Source organism: Intrasporangium sp., assembly GCF_035280925.1.
In the GTDB taxonomy this organism is placed as follows: domain Bacteria; phylum Actinomycetota; class Actinomycetes; order Actinomycetales; family Dermatophilaceae; genus Intrasporangium.
The window spans coordinates 41006-65305 of record NZ_DATEEY010000076.1; the positions used below are offsets into that span (position 1 = coordinate 41006).

At 71.3% G+C, this 24300-nt stretch carries 20 protein-coding genes and 1 pseudogene; 10 read left to right on the top strand and 11 right to left on the bottom strand.

Going from position 1 to position 24300, the window contains the following annotated elements:
• Positions 1–112: 112 nt before the first annotated feature.
• The 3 genes from VJN29_RS07980 to VJN29_RS07990 all read right to left on the bottom strand — a co-directional run bounded on the left by VJN29_RS07980 (position 113) and on the right by VJN29_RS07990 (position 5033).
• On the bottom strand, positions 113–1750 hold the full coding sequence (locus VJN29_RS07980) for an alpha/beta hydrolase (RefSeq protein WP_324143092.1): 1638 nt from the start codon (positions 1748–1750) through the stop codon (positions 113–115).
• A complete protein-coding gene (locus tag VJN29_RS07985) occupies positions 1747–3315 on the bottom strand; it encodes an alpha/beta hydrolase (protein ID WP_324143093.1) in 1569 nt (522 codons plus the stop codon). Before VJN29_RS07985 ends, VJN29_RS07980 begins: the two co-directional genes overlap by 4 nt.
• Positions 3316–3476: 161 nt before the next feature.
• Positions 3477–5033 (bottom strand): alpha/beta hydrolase, encoded by a 1557-nt coding sequence (locus VJN29_RS07990; RefSeq protein WP_324143094.1) that lies wholly within the window; start codon positions 5031–5033, stop codon positions 3477–3479.
• Positions 5034–5117: 84 nt separating this feature from the next.
• Between VJN29_RS07990 and tmk the strand changes: the two genes are divergently transcribed.
• Together tmk and VJN29_RS08000 are read left to right on the top strand one after the other, a co-directional pair.
• Positions 5118–5789, top strand: a complete 672-nt coding sequence (gene tmk, locus VJN29_RS07995) for a dTMP kinase (protein WP_324143095.1) — start codon at positions 5118–5120, stop codon at positions 5787–5789.
• On the top strand, positions 5786–6937 hold the full coding sequence (locus VJN29_RS08000; protein ID WP_324143096.1) for a DNA polymerase III subunit delta': 1152 nt from the start codon (positions 5786–5788) through the stop codon (positions 6935–6937). The genes tmk and VJN29_RS08000 overlap by 4 nt, the downstream gene beginning before the upstream one ends.
• Positions 6938–7118: 181 nt before the next feature.
• Here VJN29_RS08000 and VJN29_RS08005 read toward each other — a convergent pair whose 3' ends face one another.
• From VJN29_RS08005 to VJN29_RS08015, 3 genes are all read right to left on the bottom strand, one after another.
• Positions 7119–8153, bottom strand: coding sequence for an aspartate-semialdehyde dehydrogenase (locus tag VJN29_RS08005; RefSeq protein ID WP_324143097.1), 1035 nt, complete (start codon positions 8151–8153; stop codon positions 7119–7121).
• A gap of 67 nt (positions 8154–8220) precedes the next feature.
• The gene (locus VJN29_RS08010; RefSeq protein WP_324143098.1) at positions 8221–8982 is read right to left on the bottom strand and encodes a MerR family transcriptional regulator; all 762 of its coding nucleotides are present in this window, start codon (positions 8980–8982) and stop codon (positions 8221–8223) included.
• Positions 8983–9020: 38 nt separating this feature from the next.
• A complete protein-coding gene (locus VJN29_RS08015) occupies positions 9021–10373 on the bottom strand; it encodes a phosphoribosyltransferase family protein (RefSeq protein ID WP_324143099.1) in 1353 nt (450 codons plus the stop codon).
• A gap of 266 nt (positions 10374–10639) precedes the next feature.
• Here VJN29_RS08015 and VJN29_RS08020 point away from each other — a divergent pair, with 266 nt between their 5' ends.
• From VJN29_RS08020 to ddaH, 6 genes are all read left to right on the top strand, one after another.
• Positions 10640–11425 (top strand): TspO/MBR family protein, encoded by a 786-nt coding sequence (locus VJN29_RS08020; protein WP_324143100.1) that lies wholly within the window; start codon positions 10640–10642, stop codon positions 11423–11425.
• Between the two features lie 268 nt (positions 11426–11693).
• Complete coding sequence (locus VJN29_RS08025; RefSeq protein ID WP_324143101.1) at positions 11694–12497, top strand: DUF4397 domain-containing protein; 804 nt, start codon at positions 11694–11696, stop codon at positions 12495–12497.
• 1 nt (position 12498) lies between these two features.
• Entirely contained in the window at positions 12499–13227 is a 729-nt protein-coding gene (locus VJN29_RS08030) for a class F sortase (RefSeq protein WP_324143102.1), read from the top strand.
• A 26-nt stretch (positions 13228–13253) separates the two neighbouring features.
• On the top strand, positions 13254–13823 hold the full coding sequence (locus tag VJN29_RS08035; RefSeq protein WP_324143103.1) for an RNA polymerase sigma factor: 570 nt from the start codon (positions 13254–13256) through the stop codon (positions 13821–13823).
• Entirely contained in the window at positions 13810–14526 is a 717-nt protein-coding gene (locus VJN29_RS08040; protein ID WP_324143104.1) for an anti-sigma factor, read from the top strand. The genes VJN29_RS08035 and VJN29_RS08040 overlap by 14 nt, the downstream gene beginning before the upstream one ends.
• A 55-nt stretch (positions 14527–14581) precedes the next feature.
• A complete protein-coding gene (gene ddaH, locus VJN29_RS08045; protein ID WP_324143105.1) occupies positions 14582–15364 on the top strand; it encodes a dimethylargininase in 783 nt (260 codons plus the stop codon).
• Position 15365: 1 nt separating this feature from the next.
• On the opposite strand, the gene VJN29_RS08050 is transcribed toward ddaH, so the two are convergent.
• On the bottom strand, positions 15366–16919 hold the full coding sequence (locus VJN29_RS08050; protein WP_324143106.1) for an MFS transporter: 1554 nt from the start codon (positions 16917–16919) through the stop codon (positions 15366–15368).
• Positions 16920–17016: 97 nt separating this feature from the next.
• Here VJN29_RS08050 and VJN29_RS08055 point away from each other — a divergent pair, with 97 nt between their 5' ends.
• Positions 17017–17742, top strand: coding sequence for a TetR/AcrR family transcriptional regulator (locus VJN29_RS08055; protein WP_324143107.1), 726 nt, complete (start codon positions 17017–17019; stop codon positions 17740–17742).
• Positions 17743–18045: 303 nt separating this feature from the next.
• On the opposite strand, the gene VJN29_RS08060 is transcribed toward VJN29_RS08055, so the two are convergent.
• Genes VJN29_RS08060 through VJN29_RS08070 form a run of 3 tightly spaced genes read right to left on the bottom strand, consistent with a single transcriptional unit; the run spans position 18046 to position 21557 of the window.
• Entirely contained in the window at positions 18046–19419 is a 1374-nt protein-coding gene (locus VJN29_RS08060) for a serine hydrolase domain-containing protein (protein ID WP_324143108.1), read from the bottom strand.
• Positions 19420–19428: 9 nt separating this feature from the next.
• Positions 19429–20367 carry an intradiol ring-cleavage dioxygenase gene (locus VJN29_RS08065; RefSeq protein WP_324143109.1) on the bottom strand — a complete coding sequence of 313 codons (939 nt, stop codon included), beginning with the start codon at positions 20365–20367 and terminating at the stop codon, positions 19429–19431.
• Complete coding sequence (locus VJN29_RS08070; RefSeq protein WP_324143110.1) at positions 20364–21557, bottom strand: maleylacetate reductase; 1194 nt, start codon at positions 21555–21557, stop codon at positions 20364–20366. Before VJN29_RS08070 ends, VJN29_RS08065 begins: the two co-directional genes overlap by 4 nt.
• A 194-nt stretch (positions 21558–21751) precedes the next feature.
• On the opposite strand from VJN29_RS08070, the gene VJN29_RS08075 reads away from it, so the two are divergent.
• Complete coding sequence (locus VJN29_RS08075; protein WP_324143111.1) at positions 21752–23956, top strand: NADP-dependent isocitrate dehydrogenase; 2205 nt, start codon at positions 21752–21754, stop codon at positions 23954–23956.
• Positions 23957–24045: 89 nt separating this feature from the next.
• On the opposite strand, the pseudogene VJN29_RS08080 reads toward VJN29_RS08075, so the two are convergent.
• Positions 24046–24300, bottom strand: a pseudogene (locus VJN29_RS08080) (hypothetical protein); the annotation flags it as partial.

Sequence of the window (24300 nt, forward strand, 5' to 3'; positions counted from 1 at the left end):
AGTATACGCATGGCCGCGGATCGTCAGGAAATCGAGCGCAGCGCCGGTCCCACCCGGGTTCGAGGTGTGCCACGACGCCAAGCCGTCGGTGTGTACCTCGAACCGCGACGGGTCATCCGGCCGGGCACTTCAGCCCATTCCGGGGCGACATCGCCCGGACCAGGTAGTCCTCGACCGCACCATCGGCGCACGCGTTGCCGGTCGCGTAGGACCCGTGCACGGCGGCGTCGACGGTGACGAGCCGTGACCTGCCGATGGCGCTGGCGAGGTACTCGGTGTCCTCGATGGGCGTCACGGGGTCGTTGGCGTTGCCGATGACGAGCACGGGAGTCGCGGGCTCGGCCTCGACGACGAGCTTGCTGCGCGGCTCACCGGTCCAGCCGGTGCACTCGGAGGGGAGCGGCGGCTGGATCCGGCCGAAGAGGGGGTGCTCCTCGAGGACCTTCGGGCTCGGGGTGAGCTCCGACCAGACCGGCACCGGCCAGTCGGCGCAGGTCACCGGCAGGTGGTTCTTGCCGTACGAGGCACCTGGGTAGCTGCCGTCGACGTCGCGGCCGACCGACACCATCGCGAACCACGCGAGCTCGCTGCCGTCCGCGTCCTCGATCGCGAGCTCCAGCGCGTCGACGAGGTAGGGCCAGGACCCGGGGTCGAGCAGTCCCTCGCCGATGGCGGTGACCGCCCACCCCTCGGTCACCTGGGACAACGAGTCGAAGTCCGAGGACAGCGGCACGGTCTCGAGCGAGTCGAGCAGCTCGATCACGGCCGCGGCAGCCTGGTCCGGGTCGTCGCCGAGCGGGCAGGGCCGGTCCTGCCCGCACGCCTCGACGAACTCGGCGAAGAGCGCGTCGAACTCGCGCCCCCAGTGCCGCGCGTTCGCATCGACGTCGCGCTGGGTCACGGAGGGGTCGTCGACCACATCGGGTGACACCGCGGAGTCGAGGACCATGAACCCGACGCGAGAGCTGAACCGATCGGCGTAGATCGCGCCGATGAGCGTCCCGTAGCTGACCCCGTAGTAGTTGAGCCGCTCGTCGCCGACCGCCTCGCGCAGGATGTCGAGGTCGGCGGCGACGGCCTCGCTCCCCATGTTGGCCGCGAGTGGCCCACCGCGTTGCAGGCAACCGTCGACGCGGGCAGCAGCGGCTTCCTTGAGGGCCACCTTGCCCAGGGGGGACGGGGGCGTCGGGTCCTCGGCATACAACCTGTCGAGCTCGTCGTCGGTCAGGCAGTCGAAGCCGGCCGACTCACCGATCCCCCGCGGGTCGAACCCGACGATGTGCCATGCCTCGCGTAGCTCGGCTCCGACGATGCCTGGCTCTTGGACGAACTCGGTGCCCGATCCTCCCGGGCCGCCGGGGTTGACGAACAGCGTCCCCCTGGGCGCCTCCGACCTGGCCGGGAGCCGGCGCAGGGCGATGTCGACGGTTGGTCCGGACGGCTCGGCGTGGTCCACCGGAACAGTGACCGAGGCGCAGTCGAAGTCGCCCTCGTCGGCACACTGCTCCCACCGCGCCTCCTGCGCGTAGAAGCGCCGCAGCGCGGGCGGGTTGGGGTGCACCGCCGCGGTGAACCTGATCTCCGCGCCCTCCGGCGCCGTCGGCTGCACCGCCGGAGTCGACGATGCCGTATGCCGCTGAGCTGGCTCCCGCTCCACCGTCCCTCCCGGGTCGGCGGGCTCCATGGTCGCGAAGGTCACGAGGACGGCCAGTGCCGCGATGACCACGCCACCGCGCCGGAGGACGGTCAACACGCCTGGTCGGACGGCGGCACGGCGCCCTGGACGAGGTAGCCGTCGACGAAGGAGTCCACGCACGAGTTGCCAGCGTAGTAAGTGCCGTGGCCGTCGTGGTCACTGGTCACCAGGATCCCGGAGGCGAGGTCTGCGGCGAGCTGCTTCGTGCCGCCGATGGGCGTCGCCGGGTCCCGCAGGTTGCCGATGACGAGGATGGGGGCGGCGCCCTCGGCGAGCGACGTGCCAGAGGGCTTTCGGACCCGGCCCGGCCAGGCGCCGCAGTTGTCGTGGAGCAGGCCGGTCAGCTGGGACCACAGCGGGTGCTCGGTGCGGGCACGGCGAGACTGCGCCGCGAGCTCGTCAGCGCTGCTCGGCGGCCAGTCCGCGCATCGCACCGGGATCATGGCGTGGAGGTACGACCCGGGATCGTAGCTTCCCGAGGCGCTGCGGCCGACGACGTTCATGGCGTGGGCGAGGAGGATGTCCCCCTGCCCGTCAAGGGCCTCGGTCAGGCCCTTGTTCAGCGTGGGCCAGTACTCCTCCGAGTAGAGGCACATGAAGATGGCGAAGCCGAGCCAGCCCTCGCCGATCGACTCGATGTCACCCCTCGACGTCTCGAGGGGGGCCCGTTCGACCTCGTCGAGCAGGTCGGCGATCTGCTTCTTCGCACCCTCCGGGTCGGTCCCGAGGGCGCAGTCGTCCCGGGTGACGCACCACTCGATGAAGGCGTCGATCGACGACTCGAAGCCCTGGACGTCGTAGCTGAGCTCCTGCTCGTCGGTCTGGTTGGGCGACACCGCCGAGTCGAGGACGAGGCGACCCACACGCTCGGGGAAGAGGTCGGCGTAGAGAGCACCGAGGAACGTCCCGTAGGAGACCCCGAAGAAGTTGAGCTGCTCATCGCCGACCAGCGCCCGCATGACGTCCATGTCGCGCGCCACCTCGGTGCTGCTCATGTGGAGGGCGCGCTCACCGCCGGCTCGAGCGCACCGCTCGGTGATCGCCTCCGCGTCGCCCAGCAGCTTCGCCTGCTCTGCGGCGTCGTCCGGAGTCGGGTCGTTCTCGAAGAGCAGGTCCATGTCGTCGTCGGTCAGGCACGCCACCGCATCGGACTGCCCGATGCCCCGAGGGTCGAAGCCCAGGATGTCGTAGACCGTGCGGACCTGCTCGCTGAAGAGGAAGCTCGAGAACTGCGCGTACTCCAGCCCGGATGCACCCGGCCCACCGGGGTTGAGGACGAGCGTACCGACCTTCTTCGACGGCTCGAGTGCGGGCACCTTGCGCAGGGCGACCTCGAAGGTGTCACCGTCCGGCCGGGCATAGTCGACCGGGACCTCGATGCGGGTGCACTGGTGTGCGGGGCTTCCCTCGCACGGCTTCCAGTCGAGGTCCTGGGTGTAGAACGCGGTGAGCTCAGCCGGGTGGCCGGTGCTGCTCGGGGCGGGCGTGGCCTCGCTCGGGGACGGGTTCGAGGCGCTGACGCGCGCTGGCATCGCAGCCAGCGGCGTCACCGGCCGCGTGACGCGCCACGCCACGAGCCCCACAACGGCGAGCAGCGCGACGACGACCACGGCTGCCACGACCGAACGACCGCGCCCGCTCCCAGGAGATCCGGCACCTGGTCCGTTCCCGTCCCCCGACCCGGCCCCGCCGGAAGGGACCGGCCCGAACGCAGCCGGCACAGCGGCATACGGCTCCTGTGGTGTCTCGGGGAGATCGTCGGGACGGCGCGGCTCGTCGTTCAGCACTGCAGGCCGTCCTCGGGCACGGCTCCCCGTACGTAGTACGCGTCGATGGCGTCGTCGACGCACTGGCTGCCCCGGGTGTAGGCGGTGTGCCCGTCACCGTCGAGGGAGACGAGGACGCCGTTGGCGAGCTGGTCGCGCAGCTGCTTGGACCACTCGTAGATCGTCGCGGGGTCGCGCGTCGTGCCGACGACGACGATCGGGTTGCTGCCCTCGGCGGAGATCGCGTGCGGGGGGTTGTCGCCCTTCACCGGCCAGAACCCGCAGGCCACGGACCCCCACGCGAGGTACGGACCCCACGTCGGCGCGACCTTCGAGAAGGTCTCCTCGTAGCCCTCGTACGTCTCGAGGTCGGGGCTGTCCGGCCGGTCGAGGCAGTTCACGGCGTAGATGACCTCCATGATGTTGCCGCTGTACCCGCCGCCGGGGACCCGGTCCGCGTACGTGTTGGCCAGTCCCATGAGGGAGGCGCCGTTGCCCGAGCGCGCCTCGCGCAGCGCGTCGGTGAGGATGCCCCACGAGCCCTGGTCGTACATCGCGGCCGCGAGGCCGAGGGTGGCCCACGCCTCCGTGAGCTCGGGCTCCGCCGGGTCGCCGCTGGGGAGCGGCTTGGCGTCGAGACCCGCGAGGAAGCTGCGGATCCAGGCCATGCCCTCGTCCACGGAACCACCGAGGGGGCAGCCGCCCTCGTCCACGCAGTCCGCGACGTAGGCGCGGGTGGCCAGCTCGAACCCCTTTGCCTGGCCCTCGGCGACCTGCGCGCTCGTCAGGTCGGGCGGGACGACCCCGTCGAGGACGAACCGGCCGACCCGCTCGGGGAACAGGTCCGCGTAGGTCGTGCCGAGGAAGGTGCCGTAGGACTTGCCCAGGTAGTTGAGCTGGCCGTCACCCAGGGCTGAGCGCAGGACGTCCATGTCCTTGGCCGCGTCCTCCGTCGAGACGTGGGCGAGCAGCTCCCGGTTGTTCGCCTCGCAGCCCGACGCCATGGTGCGGGCCGCCGCGAGCAGGTCCTGCTTCTCCGCCTCGTCGTCCGGAGTCGGGTCCGTGCCGAGGAAGTCGTCGAGGGCGCCGTCGCCGAGGCAGTCGATCGGTGCCGACTGCCCGACGCCCCGCGGGTCGAAGCCGACGATGTCGAACGCCGAGCGCACCGCGGGGCCGACGATGAAGTCCGCCGACCTGGCGTACTGCACTCCGGATCCGCCAGGCCCGCCCGGGTTGACGACGAGCGAGCCGATCCGCTTGCCGGGGTTGGCCGCTCGCGCCTTGAGCACCCTGATGGCGATGTCGCCGCCGGCCGGGTCGTCATAGTCGATCGGCACTCGCAGGTCGGCACACTCGAACTCGCCACATCTGGTCCAGTCGAGCTGCTGGTCGTAGTAGCCCGCTAGGACTGGCTCCGGTGACTGGGTGGTGGCCCCGACCGGTGCGGTGACAGGAACAGCGTCCGGTTCGGGCGTCGTGCACGCCGCCATCGTCGCGAGCGCCAGCACGGCAGCGGCGAGGCGCACTGCCGCCCTCCGGGCGCGCGTAGGCGCGGCGTGGCGAGACGTCATGCCGGAAACCGTAACCTGCCCGGCTGAGAACTCCCGAGTACGCTCCCCCGGGGCGCTGTCCCTCGCGTCCCATAGGCTCCACCCGTGAGCCAGACCTCTGACGCGCCGCCGCACCCGGACGCGGGTCGCGTCAGCACGGCCCCGGGGCTCTTCGTCTGCTTCGAGGGTGGGGACGGAGCGGGCAAGTCGACGCAGGTGCGCCTGCTCGCCGACTTCCTCGAGCGGACCGGGCGGGAGGTGCTCGTGACGCGCCAGCCGGGCGGCACCACGCTCGGCGCGCAGATCCGCGAGCTCGTCCTCCACGGCGACCACGTGTCGCCCCGGGCCGAGGCCCTGCTCTTCGCCGCCGACAAGGCACACCACGTCGACGAGCTGATCCGCCCGGCCCTGGCCGCGGGCCGAGTCGTCATCACCGACCGCTACACGGACAGCTCGATCGCCTACCAGGGGGCAGGGCGGGAGCTCGGGGCCGAGGAGATCAGGCAGTTGCAGCACTGGGCCGTGGGAGGGCTGTTGCCCGACCTCACCGTCGTTCTCGACGTGACCCCCGAGGTCGGCCGCGCCCGTCGCGGTGACGTGCACGACCGGCTCGAGTCGGAGGCTGACGACTTCCACCACGCCGTGCGCCAAGGTTTCCTCGACCTCGCGGCCCGCGATCCCGAGCGGTACGTCGTCGTCGATGCCAGTCTGCCCGCCGAGGAGATCCGGGCGCGGGTGCTCGTGCGGCTCGAGGAAGTCCGGAAGGAGCGTCGATGACCGTCTGGCGAGACCTCGTTGGCCAGGAGCCCACGGTAGAGGTGCTCTCCCGCGCCGTGGCCGTCGAGGGAGCGATGACCCACGCGTGGCTGTTCACCGGGCCGCCGGGATCGGGCCGGTCCAACGCCGCGCGGGCCTTCGCGGCCGCCCTGCAGTGTCCGGAGGGCGGTTGTGGCGACTGCCGTGAGTGCCGGACCGCCCTCGACGGCTCCCACGCGGACGTCAACGTCGTCGCGACCGAGGGCCTGTCGATCCAGGTCCGTGACACGCGCGACCTCGTCCAGGAGTCCGCGCTGCGGCCATCGGTCGGCCGGTGGCGCGTCATCATCATCGAGGACGCCGACCGGCTCACCGAGCGAGCGGCCGATGCGCTCCTCAAGGCGCTCGAGGAGCCGACCCCGCGCACGGTCTGGATGCTCTGCGCGCCCAGCCTCGAGGACGTCATCATCACGATCCGCTCGCGCTCGAGGCACGTCCGGCTGCGGACCCCGCCGGTGCATGCCGTCGCCGAGCTCCTCCAGCGGCGCGACGGGGTCGACCCGCCGATGGCCCTGCACGCAGCTCGCGCGGCGCAGTCCCACATCGGGCTGGCCCGGCGGCTGGCCAAGGACGAAGGCGCCCGGATCCGGCGGCGGGACGTCATCGCGATGGCGACGAAGATCGTCGGGGTCGGCGACGCCATCGACGCCGCCACCGACCTGGCCCAGATCGCCGGTGAGGAGTCGGCCGCTAGCACCGCAGAGCGGGACGCCGCCGAGCGGGCGCGCCTGCTCGAGACGCTCGGTGCCGACCCGACGGCACGCACCCAGCCTCCCCACATCCGCGCCCAGGTCGCCGCGCTCGAGAAGGAGCAGAAGACCCGGGCCACCCGGCACGCACGCGACATGATCGACCGGTCGCTCATCGACCTCATGTCCGTCTACCGTGACGCGCTCGTGCTGCGCCTCGGGTCGAACGTCGACCTGGTCAACCCCGACGCCATGGACAAGGTCCGCTCCCTGGCCAGCGTCTTCACCGCGGAGCAGCTGCTCGGCGCGCTCGACGCCGTCACCGAGGCGCGAGACCGGATCAATGCCAACGTCCCGCCCCTGCTCGCCCTGGAGGCGATGGCCCTCCAGCTGCGGGTCCCCCGCGACCTCCACCACTGAGGCCCGCTGACCCGGCGCGCTGACCCGGCCCGGGCGTGACCGGGCGTCCGAGCGGCACCCAGCCCAGCGGCATACGACCAGACCACAACGCAACACACCGAGTAGGTCACGACGCACCCGGAACGGATGCCGGTGTGTCGTGACCTACTCGGTGTGTTGCGGGGTGGTGGGCGCTCGGGAGTCAGCGGCGCTTGAGCAGCTCCTCGGCGATCTGCACGGCGTTGAGCGCGGCGCCCTTGCGGAGGTTGTCGCCCACGACGAAGAGCACCAGGCCCTTGCCCTCGGGAGCGGCCTGGTCGGCACGGACGCGGCCCACGAAGACCTCGTCGCGGCCCGTCGCCTCGAGCGGGTTGGGCACGTCGGTGACGATGACGCCGGGCGCGTTCTTGAGCAGGTCGAGGGCCTCCTCCGGGGAGATGTCCTCGGCGAACTCGGCGTGGATCGCGAGGCTGTGCCCGGAGAAGACCGGCACCCGCACGCAGGTCCCCGACACCCGCAGGTCCGGAGCATGCAGGATCTTGCGCGACTCGTTGCGCAGCTTCTGCTCCTCGTCGGTCTCGAGCGACCCGTCGTCGACGATCGACCCTGCGAGCGGCACGACGTTGAAGCCCACCGGCACGGCGTAGATCTGCGCCTCGGGCACCTCGACCGAGCGGCCGTCCAGCGCGAGACCCGTCGGGTCCCCGGCCGCATAGCCGCCGCGCAGCTGGCGGTCGAGCTCCTGCACACCCTTGCCACCAGAGCCGCTCACCGCCTGGTAGCTCGAGACGTGCAGCCGCACCAGGCCGGCCTGGTCGTGCAGCGGCTTGAGCACCGGCATGGCGGCCATCGTCGTGCAGTTCGGGTTGGCGACGATCCCCTTGGGGAGGTCCTTGAGGTCGTCGGCGTTCACCTCGGAGACGACGAGCGGGACCTCGGGATCCTTGCGCCACGCGCTCGAGTTGTCGATGACCGTCGCCCCGGCCGCAGCGACCTTGGGGGCGAACTCCTTGCTCGTCGTGCCTCCGTTGGAGAACAGGGCGATGTCGAGGCCGGAGAAGTCGGCGATCGCCGTGTCCTCGACCTCGATGTCCTTGCCCTTGAACGGGATCTTCGTGCCGGCGGATCGCGCCGAGGCGAAGAACCGCACCTCGTCGACCGGGAAGTCGCGCTCCTCGAGCAGGGTGCGCATGACCCCGCCGACCTGGCCTGTTGCTCCGAAGACACCTACACGCATGTCACAAGGTTACGGCCCGAGCCGGTCAGGCCCGGGCCGCTCTCACCCCTCGGTCAGCTCATCGCGGTCATGAGGCGTGCCGGTCGGCATTCGCATGGATCGCGTCCCGTACGTACTGCGCGAGCCCCGCATCGAGGTCCTCGTACGTCTTCGTGAACCGCGGGTCGGCGACGTACATGTCCCCGAGCGCCCGATGGAAGTCGTGCGAGCAGTCGTAGAAGCGCTCGTGGATCTGCAGTCGCGCCCCCTCGGCCGCGTCCATCGCCTCGGCAGAGTCGGCCGGCAACCCGGCGCGCTTGGCCGCGACGAAAGCCGACGTCACGGCCTCCTGCTCAGCCTTGATCTGCTCCCAGTCGGCCTTGGTGTAGCGCTTGGTCCGCGCGGTCGACTGCTTCCATGCGTCGGTGTCGCCCCAACGCTCCTCCGCCTCCTGCTGGTACTCGTCCTTGAAGCCGTCACCGAAGAGCTCCTTCAGCTCCTCGGTCGTGGCTGGCTGGTCACTCATCTCTCTCTCCAGTGCTCGATCGATGGCTGCCACGAGCTCGGTCAGCTCGCCCAGCCTGGTCACGACCGTCTCCCGCTGGCGGTGCAGGTGCGTCTCCGCATCAGCGCCGTCAGCGAGAAGGGACGCGATCTCGTCGAGCGGCAGCTCCAGTCGTCGGTAGACGACGACCTGCTGCAGCCGGACGAGGTCCTCGTCGGTGTAGAGCCGGTAGCCCGCCCGCGAGCGCTCGCTCGGGGTGAGCAGGCCGATCTGGTCGTAGTGGTGCAGCGTCCGCACCGTCACGCCGAACAGGTCGGCCACCTGCCCCACCGTCCAGGTGGTCATCTCCTGTGTCCTTCCGGTCATGGCACGAGCGTGGCGCCTCACGTCGCGTGAGGGTCAACTCCATGGTGGCCGTATGCCGCTGAGCTCGGCAGGTGCCGGACGAACCAGGTCCGCGCGTGGCTGGCGGCCTCGGCGAGGGCGCCCGGCTCCTCGAACAGGTGGGTGGCTCCCTCGACGAGGACGAGCTCGGTGTCGCACTCCGTCATCAGGCTCTGCGCCTTGCGGTTGAGGTCGATGACGACGTCGTCGCGGCTGCCGACGATGAGCAGGCTGGGCGCCCGCACGGTCCCCAGCCTCGCGGCCGCCAGGTCCGGGCGCCCGCCACGCGAGACGACCGCGGCGATCTGGTTGCCCGGTTCGGCGGCGGCCCACAGAGCTGCGCCGGCCCCGGTGCTCGCCCCGAAGTAGCCATAGCCGTAACCACCCGTGTCGGCCCGACCGCCCAGCCAACGGGTCGCCGCGACCAACCGCCCGGCGAGCAGCTCGATGTCGAAGACGTTGGCGCGGTCCCGCTCCTCCGTGGTGGTCAGCAGGTCGATGAGCAGCGTCCCCAGCCCCGCCGCCTGGAGCACCCGGGCGACGTAGACGTTGCGGGGGCTGTGCCGGCTGCTACCGCTGCCGTGCGCGAAGACGACGACTCCGCGGGCTCCGGCAGGCACGGTGAGATGACCCTCGATCGACACGGACCCGGCGGGAATGACGACGTCCTCGTCCGCGTCGCCGTCCGATGACCCCGCTGCTGTGAGCGCCCGTTCACGTGCCTGCTCGAGCAGGCTACCGACCTCGTCGTCGGTCGTCGGGGAGAAGTCCCGGTAGTGGGCCCCCACGGCGCGGAAGGACCTGGGCGCCGAGACGGCGACGACCTCGTCCACCTCGGGTCCCGCCGCCAGCTCGCGAGCCGCCTGGGCCGCCACGACCGGGACGGCGAGCACCACCCGGGCGGCACCGAGCTGGCGGGCCACCCCGCAGGCGACCCGAGCAGTGGCGCCCGTCGCGACGCCGTCGTCGACGACGATCGCCACCTTGTCGCGCAGGTCGATCCGCGCCTGTCCACGCCGCAGGCGCGCCACGCGGGCGTTGAGCATCTCCCGTTCACGACCCTCGACCGATTCGACGTCGGCGGAGGTGATCCTGCCCCGGCCGATGAGGTTCCGGTTGAGGAACTGGGCACCATCCTCGCCGATGGCACCCATCGCGAGCTCGGGCTGGTGGGGGACACCCAGCTTGCGGACCACGATGACGTCGAGGGGCAGGTCGAGCGCCTTGGCCACCTCGGCAGCAACTGGCACGCCTCCACGGGGCAGGCCGAGGACGACGGCGTCCTGCCCGCGGAAGGACTCCAGCCGCGTCGCGAGCTGGGCACCAGCATCGACCCGATCAGCGAACACCATCCTCGGCGGCCTCCTCCGCGCCATCGGTGCACCCCGCTCCGGATGCCTCACCTCCAGCATCGCGCCATGGGCGAGGCGGGGCCACCGAGTCCATGGCCTTCTTCCTGGGCGTGCCGATCGTCCAAGGCCCGCGTCTCGATCGGGGCACCTCGCTCAGCTGGTTGGCGACCTGCCCCTGCGGGTACTCGGCAGCCATGCCATCACCAGCCCGATCGGCGCGAACCCGGGGTGCCTCCGCTGCCACGGCGGGCGCCCATGACCGCACCTTGACCAGCACCGACCAGCTGCGGCGCGTCACGGTCGTGGCCGCGGAGCTCTTCTGCATCGTCGGCACGCTCGTCGGGACCGGCGTCCTCGGACAACGCGTCGAGGAGTCCGCCGGTGGCGCACTGTCGGACGAGGCAACACTCGTCGCACCGGCGGGGCCGGCCTTCTCGATCTGGACGCCGATCTACCTGGGACTGCTGGCGTACACCGTGTGGCAGTTCCTGCCGCGAAACGCCTCCCGTGAGCGAACGCGACGGACCGGCTGGCTGGCCGCAGCCTCCATGGCGCTCAACGCGACGTGGCTGCTCGTCACCCAGGCTGACTGGGTCTGGGCCAGCCTGGTCGTCATCGTGGCACTGTTCGTGAACCTCCTCGTGCTCGTGTCCCGCCTGGGCCGCGAGCCGGCGTCCGGAGTCCTGGAGCGCATCGTCGTCGACGGCACGTTCGGGCTCTATCTCGGCTGGGTGACCGTCGCGACGGCCGCCAACCTCGCCGCTGCGGTCATCAGCTCCGACCTCGACCTGGGCGTGGACGACAACCCGTTCGTCGCCGTGGCGGTGGTGGCCGTGGTGGCGACGGCCGGGGTCCTCCTCGCCCGTCGCCTCGGCGGCCGCTGGGCCGTGGGGCTCGCCCTGGCCTGGGGCTTTGGCTGGATCGCCTTTGGCCGCTTCGCCGACGAGCCGCGCTCCACCGCCACCGCGATCGCGGCGGGGGCCGCGGCAGTCGTGGTCCTGGTCGCGACCGCCTGGTATCGACGGCGCAGGCCGCAAGGGCGGCTCGGGTGACCGGAGGACACCGAGGACGTGGTCATGGCGCGCGCCTGCACGCGCTCGGGCCGCACGGCCGAGGCGTTGCCCGCCCGCTCCCCACGGGTCGCTGAGCGCGGAGGAGCGCGGAAGAGCTCAGCGGCATACGGCATCTGTAAATTGTTTGAAGAATCTTTGTCGAAGGTGCATCCAAGGTTGCTTCCCCGACGGAAGTAGGGGCAGGACGGTCACCAGACCCGTCCGGTTCGAAGACCGAACCGATCTCCCGTCCCGGAAGGACACCCTCATGAAGATCCTGCGCACCTCCGCCGTCCTCACCCTGGCGCTCGCCCCGGCCGCCTTCGCGCTGCCGGCCCACGCAGCAGACGAGGCCAGCGTCTCGATCCTGCACGGCGTTCCCGGAGCGACCGTCGACGTCTACGCCAACGGCGACTCGCTGCTCACCGACTTCGCGCCCGGCACCCTCACGGACCCGGTCAAGCTGCCGGCCGGCGAGTACGACCTCAAGGTCACCGCTGCCGGTGCAGGCGCGGACGGGGACGCGGTCATCGAGGCGAACGACGTCGCGGTCCCCGCGGGCGCCAACATCACCGTGGTCGCGCATCTCGACGCCTCGGGCAGCCCGGTCCTCACGCCCTTCGTCAACGACACGGCCCCCATCGACGCGGGTCAGGCCCGCATCACCGTCCGCCACACGGCAGCCGCCCCGGCCGTCGACGTGCGCGCCAACGGCGACGTCGCCTTCGAGGGCCTGACGAACCCGAACGAGGTCAAGACCGAGCTGCCGGCTGGCACCATCTCGGCCGACGTCGTCCTGGCCGGCACCGACACGGTCGCGATCGGCCCGGCGGACGTCGAGCTCAAGGAGGGGACGAACACCATCGTCTACGCCTGGGGCAGCGCGGACCAGGACAGCCTGGACCTCGCGGTGCAGACCGTGAGCGGCATGCACTCGGCCCCCGACGGCGTGCCGGCCGGTGGCGGAACCAGCTCCAACGACGCCGGCCGCAACGCCCTCATCGCGGGGTCCGCCGCGCTCGCCGGTGGCATGGTCCTGGTGACGCGCCGTCGGGCGACGTCCCGCGCCTGACATGACGGCGTCCGGCTCGAGAGCGAGGGTGGCGGCCGCCGCGGCCGCCGCCCTCCTCGCGGGCACCGCAGCGGGGTGGTTGACCCATCCATCCGAGGCCGCGCCTGAGCCGGGCGGGACCTCCGCTGCGGTGACCGCTTCCGCACTGGCTCACCCGACCGAGCCATCGCCGACGACGAGCCCCACCACACCGCCGTCCACCGGGCCGCCGCAGGAGCCGCTGGGGAAGACGGCCGCGCACACGGCCGCGCGCGACGCCCGGCTGGGCGACGCGCCGGCCCCGGCGCTTCCGCCCCCGGCACGCTTCGAGGTCGAGAGCGTCGGGATCTCGATGCGCGTGCGGCCGGTGGGCGTCGCCACGGATGGGCAGATGGCTCTGCCACCGAGTCCTGCCCTCATGGGCTGGTACGAGTACGGCCCCCGACCGGGGGACACGGAGGGTGCCACCGTCCTCGCCGCCCACCGCGACATGCCGGACTTCGGCACCGGTCCGGCGGCGCGCCTCGAACGGCTGAGCAGAGGCGACCTGCTCACCGTTCGCTCCGGCTCGAACGTGCGGCGGTATCGCGTCGTCCAGGTCACGCGGCTCGAGAAGGAGGGGCTCGACCTCGAGGCCATCTTCGACAGGACCGGTCCGGCCCGCCTCCACGTGGTCACGTGCGGCGGCCGCTTCGACCCGGCGACGCGCACGTACGAGGCGAACCTCGTCGTCGTCGGGGTCCCGCTCTGATGATTGCCGCTGTATATGGTGTCTCCGTGCCCGTCCACGACGAGCCCGGAGCCGACACCGGCGAGCTGGCCCAGGCCCTGGCCGTCGGCTCTACCGACGCGCTGGCCGAGATCTACCGGCTCTGGTCGAGCCTGGTCCACACGATCGCCCTGCGCTCACTGGGCGACCCGGCCGACGCAGAAGACGTCACCCAACAGGTCTTCGTCTCTGCGTGGCACGGCCGGCACACCTTCCGACCGGAGCATGGCAGCATCCAGGCCTGGCTCGTGGGAATCACCAGGCACCGGATCGCCGACCTGCGCACCCAGCGGTACCGCAACCACCGCAACCTGCAGGCCGTGGCCCTCGAGTCGGCGGCGACACCTCCGGTCACCGACGACGCCGAATGGGCCCAGCGCCTCCTCGTCGTCCACGAGCTCGAGCGGATGGGCGACCCACGGGCCGCGGTGATCCGGATGGCCTTCCTCGAGGACCGGTCTCACGACGACATTGCGGAGGCGCTCGGACTTCCGCTCGGCACGGTCAAGAGCCACATCCGGCGGGGCCTGCTTCAGCTACGAGAGAGACTCAAGGAGGTGGATCGTGTCTCACCCTGATGACGAGCGGCTCGCCGACGCAGCGCTCGACCTCGACGGACTGGCAACCCGTGAGCACCTCGGAGGCTGCGAGGAGTGCGCCCGCACCGTGGCCGAGCTCCGGCGCACCGCCGTCCTCGTCTCGGGCAGCCGATCGGCCCTCCGCGAGCCAGACGGGTGGGAGAGCCCGCCGCCTCGCGTCTGGGACCGGATCGCTGCGACGGTCGCCGCCGACGTGGGGGGCGTCGTCCCGATCGGGGCGCGCAGACCCGAGCGAGCGATCCGTCAGCGCGGGCGAGTGTGGCCCTGGGCAGCCGGACTGGCCGCTGCGGGCTTGGTGGTCGGCCTGCTCGCTGGGCGAGCCGTCTGGGACGAGGCTGCGCCGCCGGCGACGCAGGTCGCCCAGGTCGAGCTCGGCACACTCGACACGCAGCAGCTCCTCGGCGAAGCGACCGTGATCCGCACCGACTCCGGGGTCAAGCTCGACGTCGCGACCACGAGCGCCCTCGATGCCGGCGACGGCTACCTCGAGGTCTGGCTCATCAACGGCGACGGCAAGCGCATGGTGTCGATCGGAGTCCTCGACGCCGAGACGGGCCAGTTCCCCATCAGCCAGGACCTGCTCGACCAGGGCTACGTCATCGTGGACATCTCTCGCGAGCCCTTCGACGACCAACCCGAGCACTCGGGCGACAGTCTCGTTCGGGGCACCCTTCCGGCGTAGGGCATCTCGCCACCGTCTCCGGGGCTGTCCTCCGGGGAACGCGTAGGCTCGCCTGGTGCATCGTCGCCTCGCCCTCGTCCGGCGTCCTTCACCCCGGCTCGCGGACGGGATCGTCACCCACGTCGAGCGGTCGCCGTCGGTCGACGCCGATCTCGCAGTGCGGCAGTGGGAGGAGTACTGCGCCGCACTGGAGCGTCGAGGTTGGGACGTTCTCGAGGCCCCCGCCGCCGACGACTGCCCGGACGGCGTCTTCGTCGAGGACCAGGTCGTCGTGTTCGGCGACGTCGCCGTCCTGTGCCGCTCGGGCGCGCCGGCGCGTCGAGCCGAGCAGGCTGGTCTCCGGGAGGTGCTGGAGCCGGTCGGCTACCACTGCGTGTCGATCGAGCCGCCCGGCACGCTGGACGGCGGTGATGTGCTCAAGTGGGGCCGCGATGTCTGGGTCGGGATCGGTGGCCGCTCCAACGAGGCGGGGATCGCCCAGCTGGAGCAGGCGCTGAAAGTTGCACCGACCGGCTTTCGCCTCGGGGTTCATCGGGTGCCGGTCACTCGGACGCTGCACCTCAAGTCGGCGGTCACGGCCCTTCCACTGGGCACGGTCATCGGGCACGAGGCGACGGTCGACGATGCGCGCCGGTGGCCCGACTTCCTGACGGTTCCCGAGCCAGCAGGCGCCCACGTCGTCCTGCTCGGCGGCCTGTCCGTCCTCATGTCGGCGGCCGCGCCGCGGACGGCGCACCTCTTGCAGAGCCAGGGACACGACGTGACCCTCGTCGACATCTCGGAGTTCGAGAAGCTCGAGGGCTGCGTCACCTGCCTCTCGGTGCGCCTCCGCGGCTGAATCAGCGGCGGGCCACCCGAATGGGGGTGGGCGCATCGACGCCCTCCCCCTGATCGATCGGCTTGCGCGGCAGGGCGATCAGCGCGACGAGCGCCCCGAGGAGCGCCGCGCCCACGGCGACCAGCACTGCGAGATGCATGCCCGAGACGTACGCCGACCGCGCCGCGCCGAGGACTGCCGCACCCACTGGACCGCTGAGCTGCTCGGCCACGACCGTGGCGCCACCCAAGGTCTCTTCTGCTGCGGCCGAGGCCTCGGCCGGCAGCCCCGGTGGCAAGAGCTCCGACAGGCGCGAGCCGTAGACCGCCGCAAGGACACTGCCGAGCACAGCCATCCCGAGCGCCCCGCCGAACTCACTCGCCGTCTCGACGAGAGCCGACACCGAGCCCGCCCGGTCCTCCGGTGCGACACCAATGGCGTACTCGGTCACGAGCGTGACGACGGCGACGAGCCCGATGGCGACGAGGGACGCAGCCACCAGCACGACCCAGATGCTCGAGTCCACCCCGGCGAACCGCATGCCGGCGAACCCCAGTGCGGCCACGACGAACGCTCCGGCCATCACCGGTGGTCGCCCGACACGCGCGGCGAGGACGGCAGCAGTGGGCGCTGCGCCGCCGACGACGAGGGAGGGAACCAGGCTCCAGAGAGCCGCCTCGAGTGCGCTGTGGCCGAGCACGGACTGGATGTACTGGGTGGTGATGATCGCGCTGCCCATCATCCCGAACATGCCGATGACCTGGATCGCGACAGAGCCGCCGAAGCCCTTGACCCGGAAAAGGGCGAGGTCGACCATCGGCGAGGGCACGACCCCCTGCCGCCACAGGAAGACCAGGGCGGCGGCAACCCCAACGGCAAGGTACGCGAGCAGTTCCGGGGCCCAGCCGTCAGCCGCGAACTCCTTGAGCGCCTGGATGGTCGGCAGGATCGCGGCCAGGGAGAGAAGCGAGCTGAGCAGGTCGACCCGTGCCGCCTCGTTGCGGGACTCGGGGAGCAGCGCGGGGCCGATCACGAGCAGGAGCAGCATGAACGGCACGTTGATGAGGAAGACGGAGCCCCACCAGTAGTGCTCGAGGAGGAAACCCGCGACGACCGGGCCCAGTCCGACGCCGCCCGCCAGGACGGCCGACCAGACTCCGACCGCCTTGGCGCGCTGAGCGGGATCAGCGAAGACGTTGCGGATGATGGCGAGCGTGCTCGGCATGAGCGTCGACCCGCCCACGCCGAGCAGAGCACGCGCGAGGATGAGCCACTCGGCGCTCGGCGCGTAGGCCGCGAGCACCGAGGCCGCGCCGAACGCCACCGCACCCAGCAGCAGCAGCCGGCGACGACCGATGCGATCGGCCACGTTGCCCATGGTCAGGAGCAGCCCGGCGAGGACGAAGCCGTAGATGTCGAAGATCCACAGCAGCTGGGTGGCGGTCGGCTCGAGCGCCGCCGCGATACTCGGCACGGCGAAGAAGAGCACCGACACGTCCATGGAGACGAGGAGCAGTGGCAGGCAGAGGACGGCGAGTGCGGTCCACTCGCGGCGTCCGGCAGTGGAGGATGCCATGGCAGAACCTAACTGTGTAGGCAGCATAGTGTTTATGCCGCACACCAAAACTAAAGTGGAACTGCGTATGACGCAAGCACTTAGTTACACTCGCCTCATGACCCCGCTGCCGCGCTACCTCCAGCTCCTCTGGGGCCGCGAGCCGGAAGGTCGCCGCGGGCCCAAGCCGGGCCGCAGCATCGAGGAGATCGGCGCGGCGGCCAACGCCATCGCCGACCGCCAGGGTCTGGGCGCCGTCTCGATGAAGTGCGTCGCCGAGGCCGTCGGGTTCACCACCATGTCGCTCTACCGATACGTGGACAGCAAGGAGGACCTGCAGGCGGTCATGCTCCACGTCGCCTATGGACCGCCGGCCGTGAACTACAGCGGCTTGGACTGGCGCGCCCGGATCTCGCTGTGGGCCAAGCAGATTGCTGACCGGCGTATGGCTCACCCGTGGACCGTGGAGTTGACCCAGGTCGCGCCACCACTGACCCCCAATGCCCTCGCGTGGATGGAGGCCGGGCTCGAGGCCCTGGCCGGGACGCCGCTCAGCAGCCAGCAGCGGCTGTCGGCCATGCTCGCCATCGATGTCTGGAGCCAGAACCACGTCCGCCAGTCGAACCAGATGGGCCTGGTGGGGCACCCCGAGCCCGACTCAGCCCAGGCCAACTACCTCGCGATCATCGGGCAGCTCATCGACCCGGAACGCTTTCCGAACCTCGCCGGCGCGGCCCCCGAAGCCCTCGATGACGACGACGAGGACTTCTACGTGGAGGAGTTCGACCGCGGCCTGACGTTGTTGCTCGACGGCATCGAGGCCATGATCGCCCGGTCGCGCTGAAGCGACCCTCCTCGTCGAGTGTGCAGTCCGCGCGCGGGCCGTCCCCTCAGGCCGTATGCCGCTGGGCTCGCACCGCGTCGAGTGTGCAGTCCGCGCCCGCGGCCACTCGGCGCGAAGCGCACACTCGACGGGGACCTCGGCGGCGCCTACTGCCAGCCACCCCTCCGGCCGTATGCCGCTGGGCCCGCTCTTCGTCAAGTGTGCAGTCCGCGCCCGCGGCCACTCGGCGCGAAGTGCACACTCGACCGGGACCCCGGCGGCGCCTGGCGCGAAGTGCACGCTCGACGGGGACCCCGGCCGCTCCTAGCGCCAGCCGGCCTCGTCGACACCGCCGGGGACGTCGGCCTCGGGGTCGTAGGGCGTGCGGGTGAAGCGGAACGACGCGAGGTCGAGGTGTGAGACCGTGCCGTCGCCGCGGCGGATCATCCGCAGTGGCTCCCCGGTGTAGTAACCGTCGAGGCCCACCCACTCGTCGGGGCCGACTCGCTCGAACCGCGCGCCACGCCCCTCGCCCGGCTCGCCGAGGACGAGGTGCTCGCCGACCACCTTCGCCACCGTCACGGCCGGGCCCCAGTGCCACATGCCGACCAGCTCCAGCACGGCTGGGTCACCCGCCGCGTGCCAGGGCTCCTGGGACTTCGGCTCGCGATCCATGAACTCGGTGAGCAGCGGGGCGACCTGCGGGCCGAAGGGTCCGGCGGTGGAGTTCGTGAAGGCGACCAGTCCGTCCCCCGACTCGAGGTCGACCCGCAGCCCCGCGAGGAAGCCCGGCATGGAACCGCCGTGCCCGGCCAGTCGCCGGCCCTCGATGTTCCACACCTGCCACCCCAGCCCGTGCGCGGACGTCCACGGCTGGCCCGGGTTGTCCCCGACCACGTGCGGCTCCAGCATCTCGTCGAGGGTGTCGCGAGCGAGCACGTCGCCCGTGTCACCACCGAGGAAGGCGGCCCACGTGGCGAGGTCCTCCACCGTGGTCCACAGCTGTCCGGCCGGCCCCATCGCGCCGCCGTCGTGCTCCGGCTCGGGCAGCAGCACGTCGGCGAACGGATGCACCGCCCAGCCGGGCGCCGCCTTGCCCGACGGCCGCGTCGTCGTGCGGTCCATGCCGAGCGGCTCGAGCAGGTCCCGCCGCACGACCTCGAACCAGTCGACACCGTGCGCGCGAGCCAGCAGCTCGCCGAGCGCTCCGTACCCGACGTTCGTGTAGTGGAACCGCCGGCCCGCGGGGAACCGCTGGACCACCGGTGACGCGGCGAGCTCGTCCCAGGACGCACCGGGGGTCCGCTCCCACCACGGCCCGTTCGTCTCCGCCTGGATGCCGGCAGCGTGCGACAACAGCTGCGCGATCGTGGCCCGTCCCACCTGTGACCCCGGCACGTGCTCCTCGAACCGGTCCTCGAGATCGAGCAGACCGGCGTCGCGCAGCCGCATCACCGCGACCGCGACGAAAGGCTTGGTGATGGAGCCCATCCGGTACTGCGTGTCGAGGTCGGCCGGCTCGCCTCCGAGCCGGCCGTCGAGGGTGCCGACAGCGTGACCCCAGACGAGGCGGCCGTCGCGCACGATGCCGGCAGCGGCAGACGGCAGCCGGGCCTCCCGCTGGATCCCGGTGAGGCGCCGGTCGAGGTGGCGCGCGGTCGAGGGGTCGATGGGCTGGGCCTCGGGGTCGTTCGTCACCCGGCCACCCTAGTGAGGGCTCGCAGGCACGGTGGCGAGGACGACGTCGAAGCGAGTCCGTGCCCACTCCGTGTCGCCGAGCTCGCGCCCGTCGGGAGTCGGCGTCCCCGGGGGCTGGACCGCGAAGTCCCTGACGAGGGATTCCTTGACCCCGAAGACGCTGTCGTGCGTGAGGTATTCGTCGCCGGCCACGAAGATGTGCGTCACGAGCGTCCGGTGTCCCTCCGCAGCGACCATGAAGTGCAGGTGCGCCGCTCGCATCGGCGAGCGGCCGACGGCCTGGAGCATCCGCCCGACCGGCCCGTCGTGAGGGATCGGGTAGGGCGTCGGAGTGACGGCCCAGAAGCGGTAGCCACCGTCCTCGTCCGTGAACAGTTGGCCCCGGGCGGCGGTCCGGTCGTCGCCGTACTGCACGTCGTAGCAGCCGTCCGCGTCGGCCTCCCACACGTCGATCCGCGCACCCGCGATCGGGCGGCCGGACGTGTCTGAGACGCGGCCCTCGACCCAGCACGGCTGACCCTTGGCCCCGAACGCAAGGTCGCCGCCCTGCTCGATCCGGGGCGCGCCCTCGACGAAGAACGGGCCGAACACCGTCGCCTCGGTCGCGTCGCCGACGGCCTCGTTGTTCACCGCGATCGTCTGCATCGAGAGACCGAGGACGTCCGAGAGCAGGATGAACTCCTGGCGCTTGTCGTCCGTGATGTGGCCGGCCGCCGTGAGGAACTCCACGGCAGCCGACCACTCCTCCTCCGTCAGACGGGCCTCGCGCACGAACGCGTGCAGGTGACGGGTGAGGGCCTGCATGAGCTGGCGCAGGCGGGGCGACTCGGCACCGGCGAACGAGGCGACGACCTCGTCGACGAGCGCCTGCTCGCGAGCGGATTGCTCGGGTGAGACGGCGGGCGGCTGGGCTGGTCCCGGCTCGGCGGGGCCGGTCGAGGGGGTCATCGGTCGCTCCTGGCGGTTGCGGGAAGCCCCGCCCAGGCTGCATGGAGCAGCTCGGACACGGACTCGGTCGTGACCGGAGCCGGGTTGGACTCCGGGATGGCGGGCAGGCAGCGTTCGACGGCGTCGGGGAGGTCGCCCTCGGCCAGGCCGTGGTCTCGCAGGGCGCGGGGTGCCTCGAGCCGGTCGTACAACGCAGCAAGCGCGTCGACCGCGGCAACCGGACCAGTTCGAGCGTCGGCGACGGGCTGCCCCAGGGCTGCGGCGAGACGGGCGGCCAGCAGGGGGACCGCCGGCGCGTTGTGGGCGAGGACGTGTGGCAGGACGATCGCGTGGGTCTGCGCGTGGGGCAGGTCGTAGGCACCGCCGAGCACATGACAGATCTTGTGGTGCATCCCCGAGCCGGCCGAGGCGAACGCGACCGCCGCCAGGTAGCACCCGTAGAGCGCCTGGTCCCGGCCCGGTGCGCCGGTCGGGTCGTCCACGACGAGTGGCAGGCCCTCGGCGAGGGCGCGGGCCGCCTCGAGGCCAAGGGCCCGGTTGATCGGGTCGGCGTGCGGCGCCCACAGGCTGTCGACGCAATGCGCCAGGGCATTGAGGCCGGACGCGACACTGAGGTCTACCGGCAGCGACGTCGACAGCTCGCTGTCGTAGACGACCGCGACGGGGAGCACCCGCGGATCCACCCCGGTGCGCTTGACGCGCCCCTCGGTCAGGCCCCACACCGGGGTGGCCTCCGAGCCGGCGTACGTCGTCGGGACCGCGACGATCGGCAGGCCGCTTGTCATCGCGACGGCCTTGCCGAGGCCCGTCGTGGACCCTCCTCCGATGGTGACGATGACGTCGACGGCAGCCTGGGCGGCCGCCGCGCGCGCCCGTTCGGCGAGCTCAACCGGAACGTGCTGACGCACCTCCCGCCAGCGCAGGGCGACCGGCAGCCCGGACGTGACCCGGTCGACGAGCGTGGGCTGGGAGTCGAGCGTGGGCTCGGAGTCGAGCGTGGGCTCGGAGTCGAGCGTGGGCTGGGAGTCGAGCGTGGGCCCGGAGTCGGACGCGATGACCATGATGCGCTGTGCCCCGAGTCGCGCGACCTCGCCGGCGACCCGGCTCGCCGCACCACCCCGCTCGAGGGCCACGCGCTGCGGCAGGGTCTCGTGGTCGAAGGACAGCCCGGTCACTCCCTCAGTGTCCACGAGGCGACCCAACCCCGCGCGAAGGCCACCCGCGTTCGGGAGCGAGCTCAGCGGCATACGGCATCCAGCACTTCTGGCGTGGCGAAGGGCACCCCGGCAGGATGGGGAGGGCGTCCCCAAGGCGGCGACTCATCCGATATCTTGATGTCAAGATTTCTCATGATCTCTCTCAGAAACCTCGGAATGGAGCTCAGGTGACGGACTCAACAATCATCTACACGTACACCGACGAGGCCCCCGCGCTCGCCACGGCGTCGCTGCTGCCGATCGTCCAGGCGTTCGCTGGCAAGGCGGGCGTCGAGGTCGAGACGCGCGACATCTCCCTCGCGGGCCGCATCCTCGCGGCGTTCGACCTGGCACCCGACGCGCTCGCAGAGCTCGGCGCGCTCGCCAAGCGACCCGAGGCGAACATCGTCAAGCTGCCCAACATCTCGGCCTCGATCCCGCAGCTCAAGGCGGCCGTCAAGGAGCTCCAGGACGAGGGCCACGCCGTCCCCGACTACCCGGACAACCCGACGACCGACGAGGAGAAGGCCACCCGTGCGGCCTACGACAAGGTCAAGGGATCAGCTGTGAACCCCGTTCTGCGAGAGGGCAACTCGGACCGCCGCGCACCCGCCTCCGTGAAGAGTTACGCCCGCAGGCACCCCCACTCGATGGGTGCGTGGTCCGCGGACAGCGAGACCAACGTCGCGACGATGGACGGCGGCGACTTCCGCCACAACGAGGAGTCCGTGGTCCTCGACCAGGACGACACGCTGCGCATCGAGCACGTGGCGCCTGATGGCACCACCACGGTGCTCAAGGAGTCGCTGCCCGTCCTCGCCGGCGAGGTCGTCGACGGCACGGTCATGAACGTCGCCGCGCTCCGCGAGTTCCTCACCGCACAGGTGGCACGCGCCAAGGAGGAGGGCGTCCTGTTCTCCGTCCACCTCAAGGCGACGATGATGAAGGTCTCCGACCCCATCATCTTCGGTCACGCCGTCCGCGCCTTCTTCCCAAGCGTTTTCGAGACGTATGCCGCTGAGCTCGCTTCCGTCGGCGCCTCTCCGAACGACGGGCTGGGTGCCGTCCTCAAGGCCCTCGAGGCCCTGCCGGAGGGCAAGCGCTCCGAGATCGAGGCGGCCGTCAAGGCCGGCTTCGAGGAGGGGCCGGCCATCGCGATGGTCAACTCGGACAAGGGCATCACCAACCTGCACGTCCCGAGCGACGTCATCGTCGACGCGTCCATGCCGGCGATGATCCGCACGTCGGGCCACATGTGGAACGCCGCAGGCGAGGAGCAGGACACCCTCGCGGTCCTGCCGGACAGCTCCTACGCCGGGATCTACCAGGTCGTCATCGACGACTGCCGCGCGAACGGCGCCTTCGACCCGGCCACGATGGGCTCGGTCGCCAACGTCGGACTCATGGCGCAGGCGGCCGAGGAGTACGGCAGCCACGACAAGACCTTCGAGATCGCGGCCGACGGCGTGGTGCGGGTCGTGAACGGCGCCGGTGACGTGCTGCTCGAGCACGAGGTGTCGACCGGTGACATCTGGCGCGCCTGCCAGACCAAGGACGTGCCGATCCGCGACTGGGTCAAGCTCGCGGTGACGCGCGCGCGGGCGACGGGGGTACCGGCCGTGTTCTGGCTGGACGAGGGCCGGGCCCACGACGCGAACCTCATCGCCAAGGTCAAGGAGTACCTCGGTGAGCACGACACGTCGGGCCTCGACATCCAGATCCTCAAGCCGACCGAGGCGATCGCCTTCTCCCTGGAGCGGATCCGCAAGGGAGAGGACACCATCTCGGTGACCGGCAACGTGCTGCGTGACTACCTCACCGACCTGTTCCCGATCCTCGAGCTCGGGACGTCGGCCAAGATGCTCTCGGTCGTCCCGCTCATCGCGGGCGGTGGACTCTTCGAGACCGGTGCCGGCGGCTCGGCCCCGAAGCACGTGCAGCAGCTCGTCGCCGAGAACTACCTGCGTTGGGACAGCCTCGGCGAGTTCCTGGCCCTGGCCGTCAGCCTCGAGCACTTCGGGGAGGTCACGGACAACCCCCGCGCCAAGGTCCTCGGCGACGCGCTCGACCGCGCCACCGGGAAGCTGCTGGACGAGAACAAGTCGCCCGCCCGCCGGGTCGGCCAGATCGACAACCGCGGCAGCCACTTCTATCTCGCCCTCTACTGGGCGCAGGAGCTGGCCGGCCAGACGGCGGATGCCGAGCTCGCCGACGCCTTCACGGAGGTCGCCGCACAGCTGGCCGAGCAGGCCGCGGCCATCGATGCCGAGCTCATCGCCGTCCAGGGCCGGCCAGCCGACATCGGCGGCTACTACAAGACCGACGCCGACAAGGTGGCCGCGGTGATGCGCCCATCGCAGACGTTCAACGACATCATCGCCACCCTCGCCTGACCCGCCCTGCCGCCGCCCAGACCCCAACCTCGGTTGGAGGTATTGCCTCGCCCCAGAGAGCGAGGCAATACCTCCACCGGCGGGCTGGATCAGTCGGCGAGGAACTGCTTGCGCAGCTCGTCGACGAGGACCTTGCCGGTCGCGTTGCGGGGCAGCTCGTCGACGATGCGGACCTCGCGCGGCAGGGCCTGGCGGGAGACGAGCGGCATGAGTCCCAGGGTCAGGAGCACGTGGGCCGCGCGTTCGCTGGAGGCGAGCAGAGCGGCATACGTCATCTCCCCACGCTCCTCGTCGACGACGGCGACGGCGTCCGGCGACCGCGCCGCGGCCTGCCGGATCTCCCC

Coding starts and splice junctions, on each gene's coding strand:
- VJN29_RS08005 (WP_324143097.1), bottom strand. CDS start 8,153: ATGCGTGTAGGTGTCTTCGGAGCAACAGGCCAGGTCGGCGGGGTCATG.
- VJN29_RS08010 (WP_324143098.1), bottom strand. CDS start 8,982: ATGACCACCTGGACGGTGGGGCAGGTGGCCGACCTGTTCGGCGTGACG.
- VJN29_RS08025 (WP_324143101.1), top strand. CDS start 11,694: ATGAAGATCCTGCGCACCTCCGCCGTCCTCACCCTGGCGCTCGCCCCG.
- VJN29_RS08065 (WP_324143109.1), bottom strand. CDS start 20,367: ATGACCCCCTCGACCGGCCCCGCCGAGCCGGGACCAGCCCAGCCGCCC.
- VJN29_RS08055 (WP_324143107.1), top strand. CDS start 17,017: ATGACCCCGCTGCCGCGCTACCTCCAGCTCCTCTGGGGCCGCGAGCCG.
- VJN29_RS08050 (WP_324143106.1), bottom strand. CDS start 16,919: ATGGCATCCTCCACTGCCGGACGCCGCGAGTGGACCGCACTCGCCGTC.
- VJN29_RS08030 (WP_324143102.1), top strand. CDS start 12,499: ATGACGGCGTCCGGCTCGAGAGCGAGGGTGGCGGCCGCCGCGGCCGCC.
- VJN29_RS07990 (WP_324143094.1), bottom strand. CDS start 5,033: ATGACGTCTCGCCACGCCGCGCCTACGCGCGCCCGGAGGGCGGCAGTG.
- VJN29_RS08015 (WP_324143099.1), bottom strand. CDS start 10,373: ATGGTGTTCGCTGATCGGGTCGATGCTGGTGCCCAGCTCGCGACGCGG.
- VJN29_RS08000 (WP_324143096.1), top strand. CDS start 5,786: ATGACCGTCTGGCGAGACCTCGTTGGCCAGGAGCCCACGGTAGAGGTG.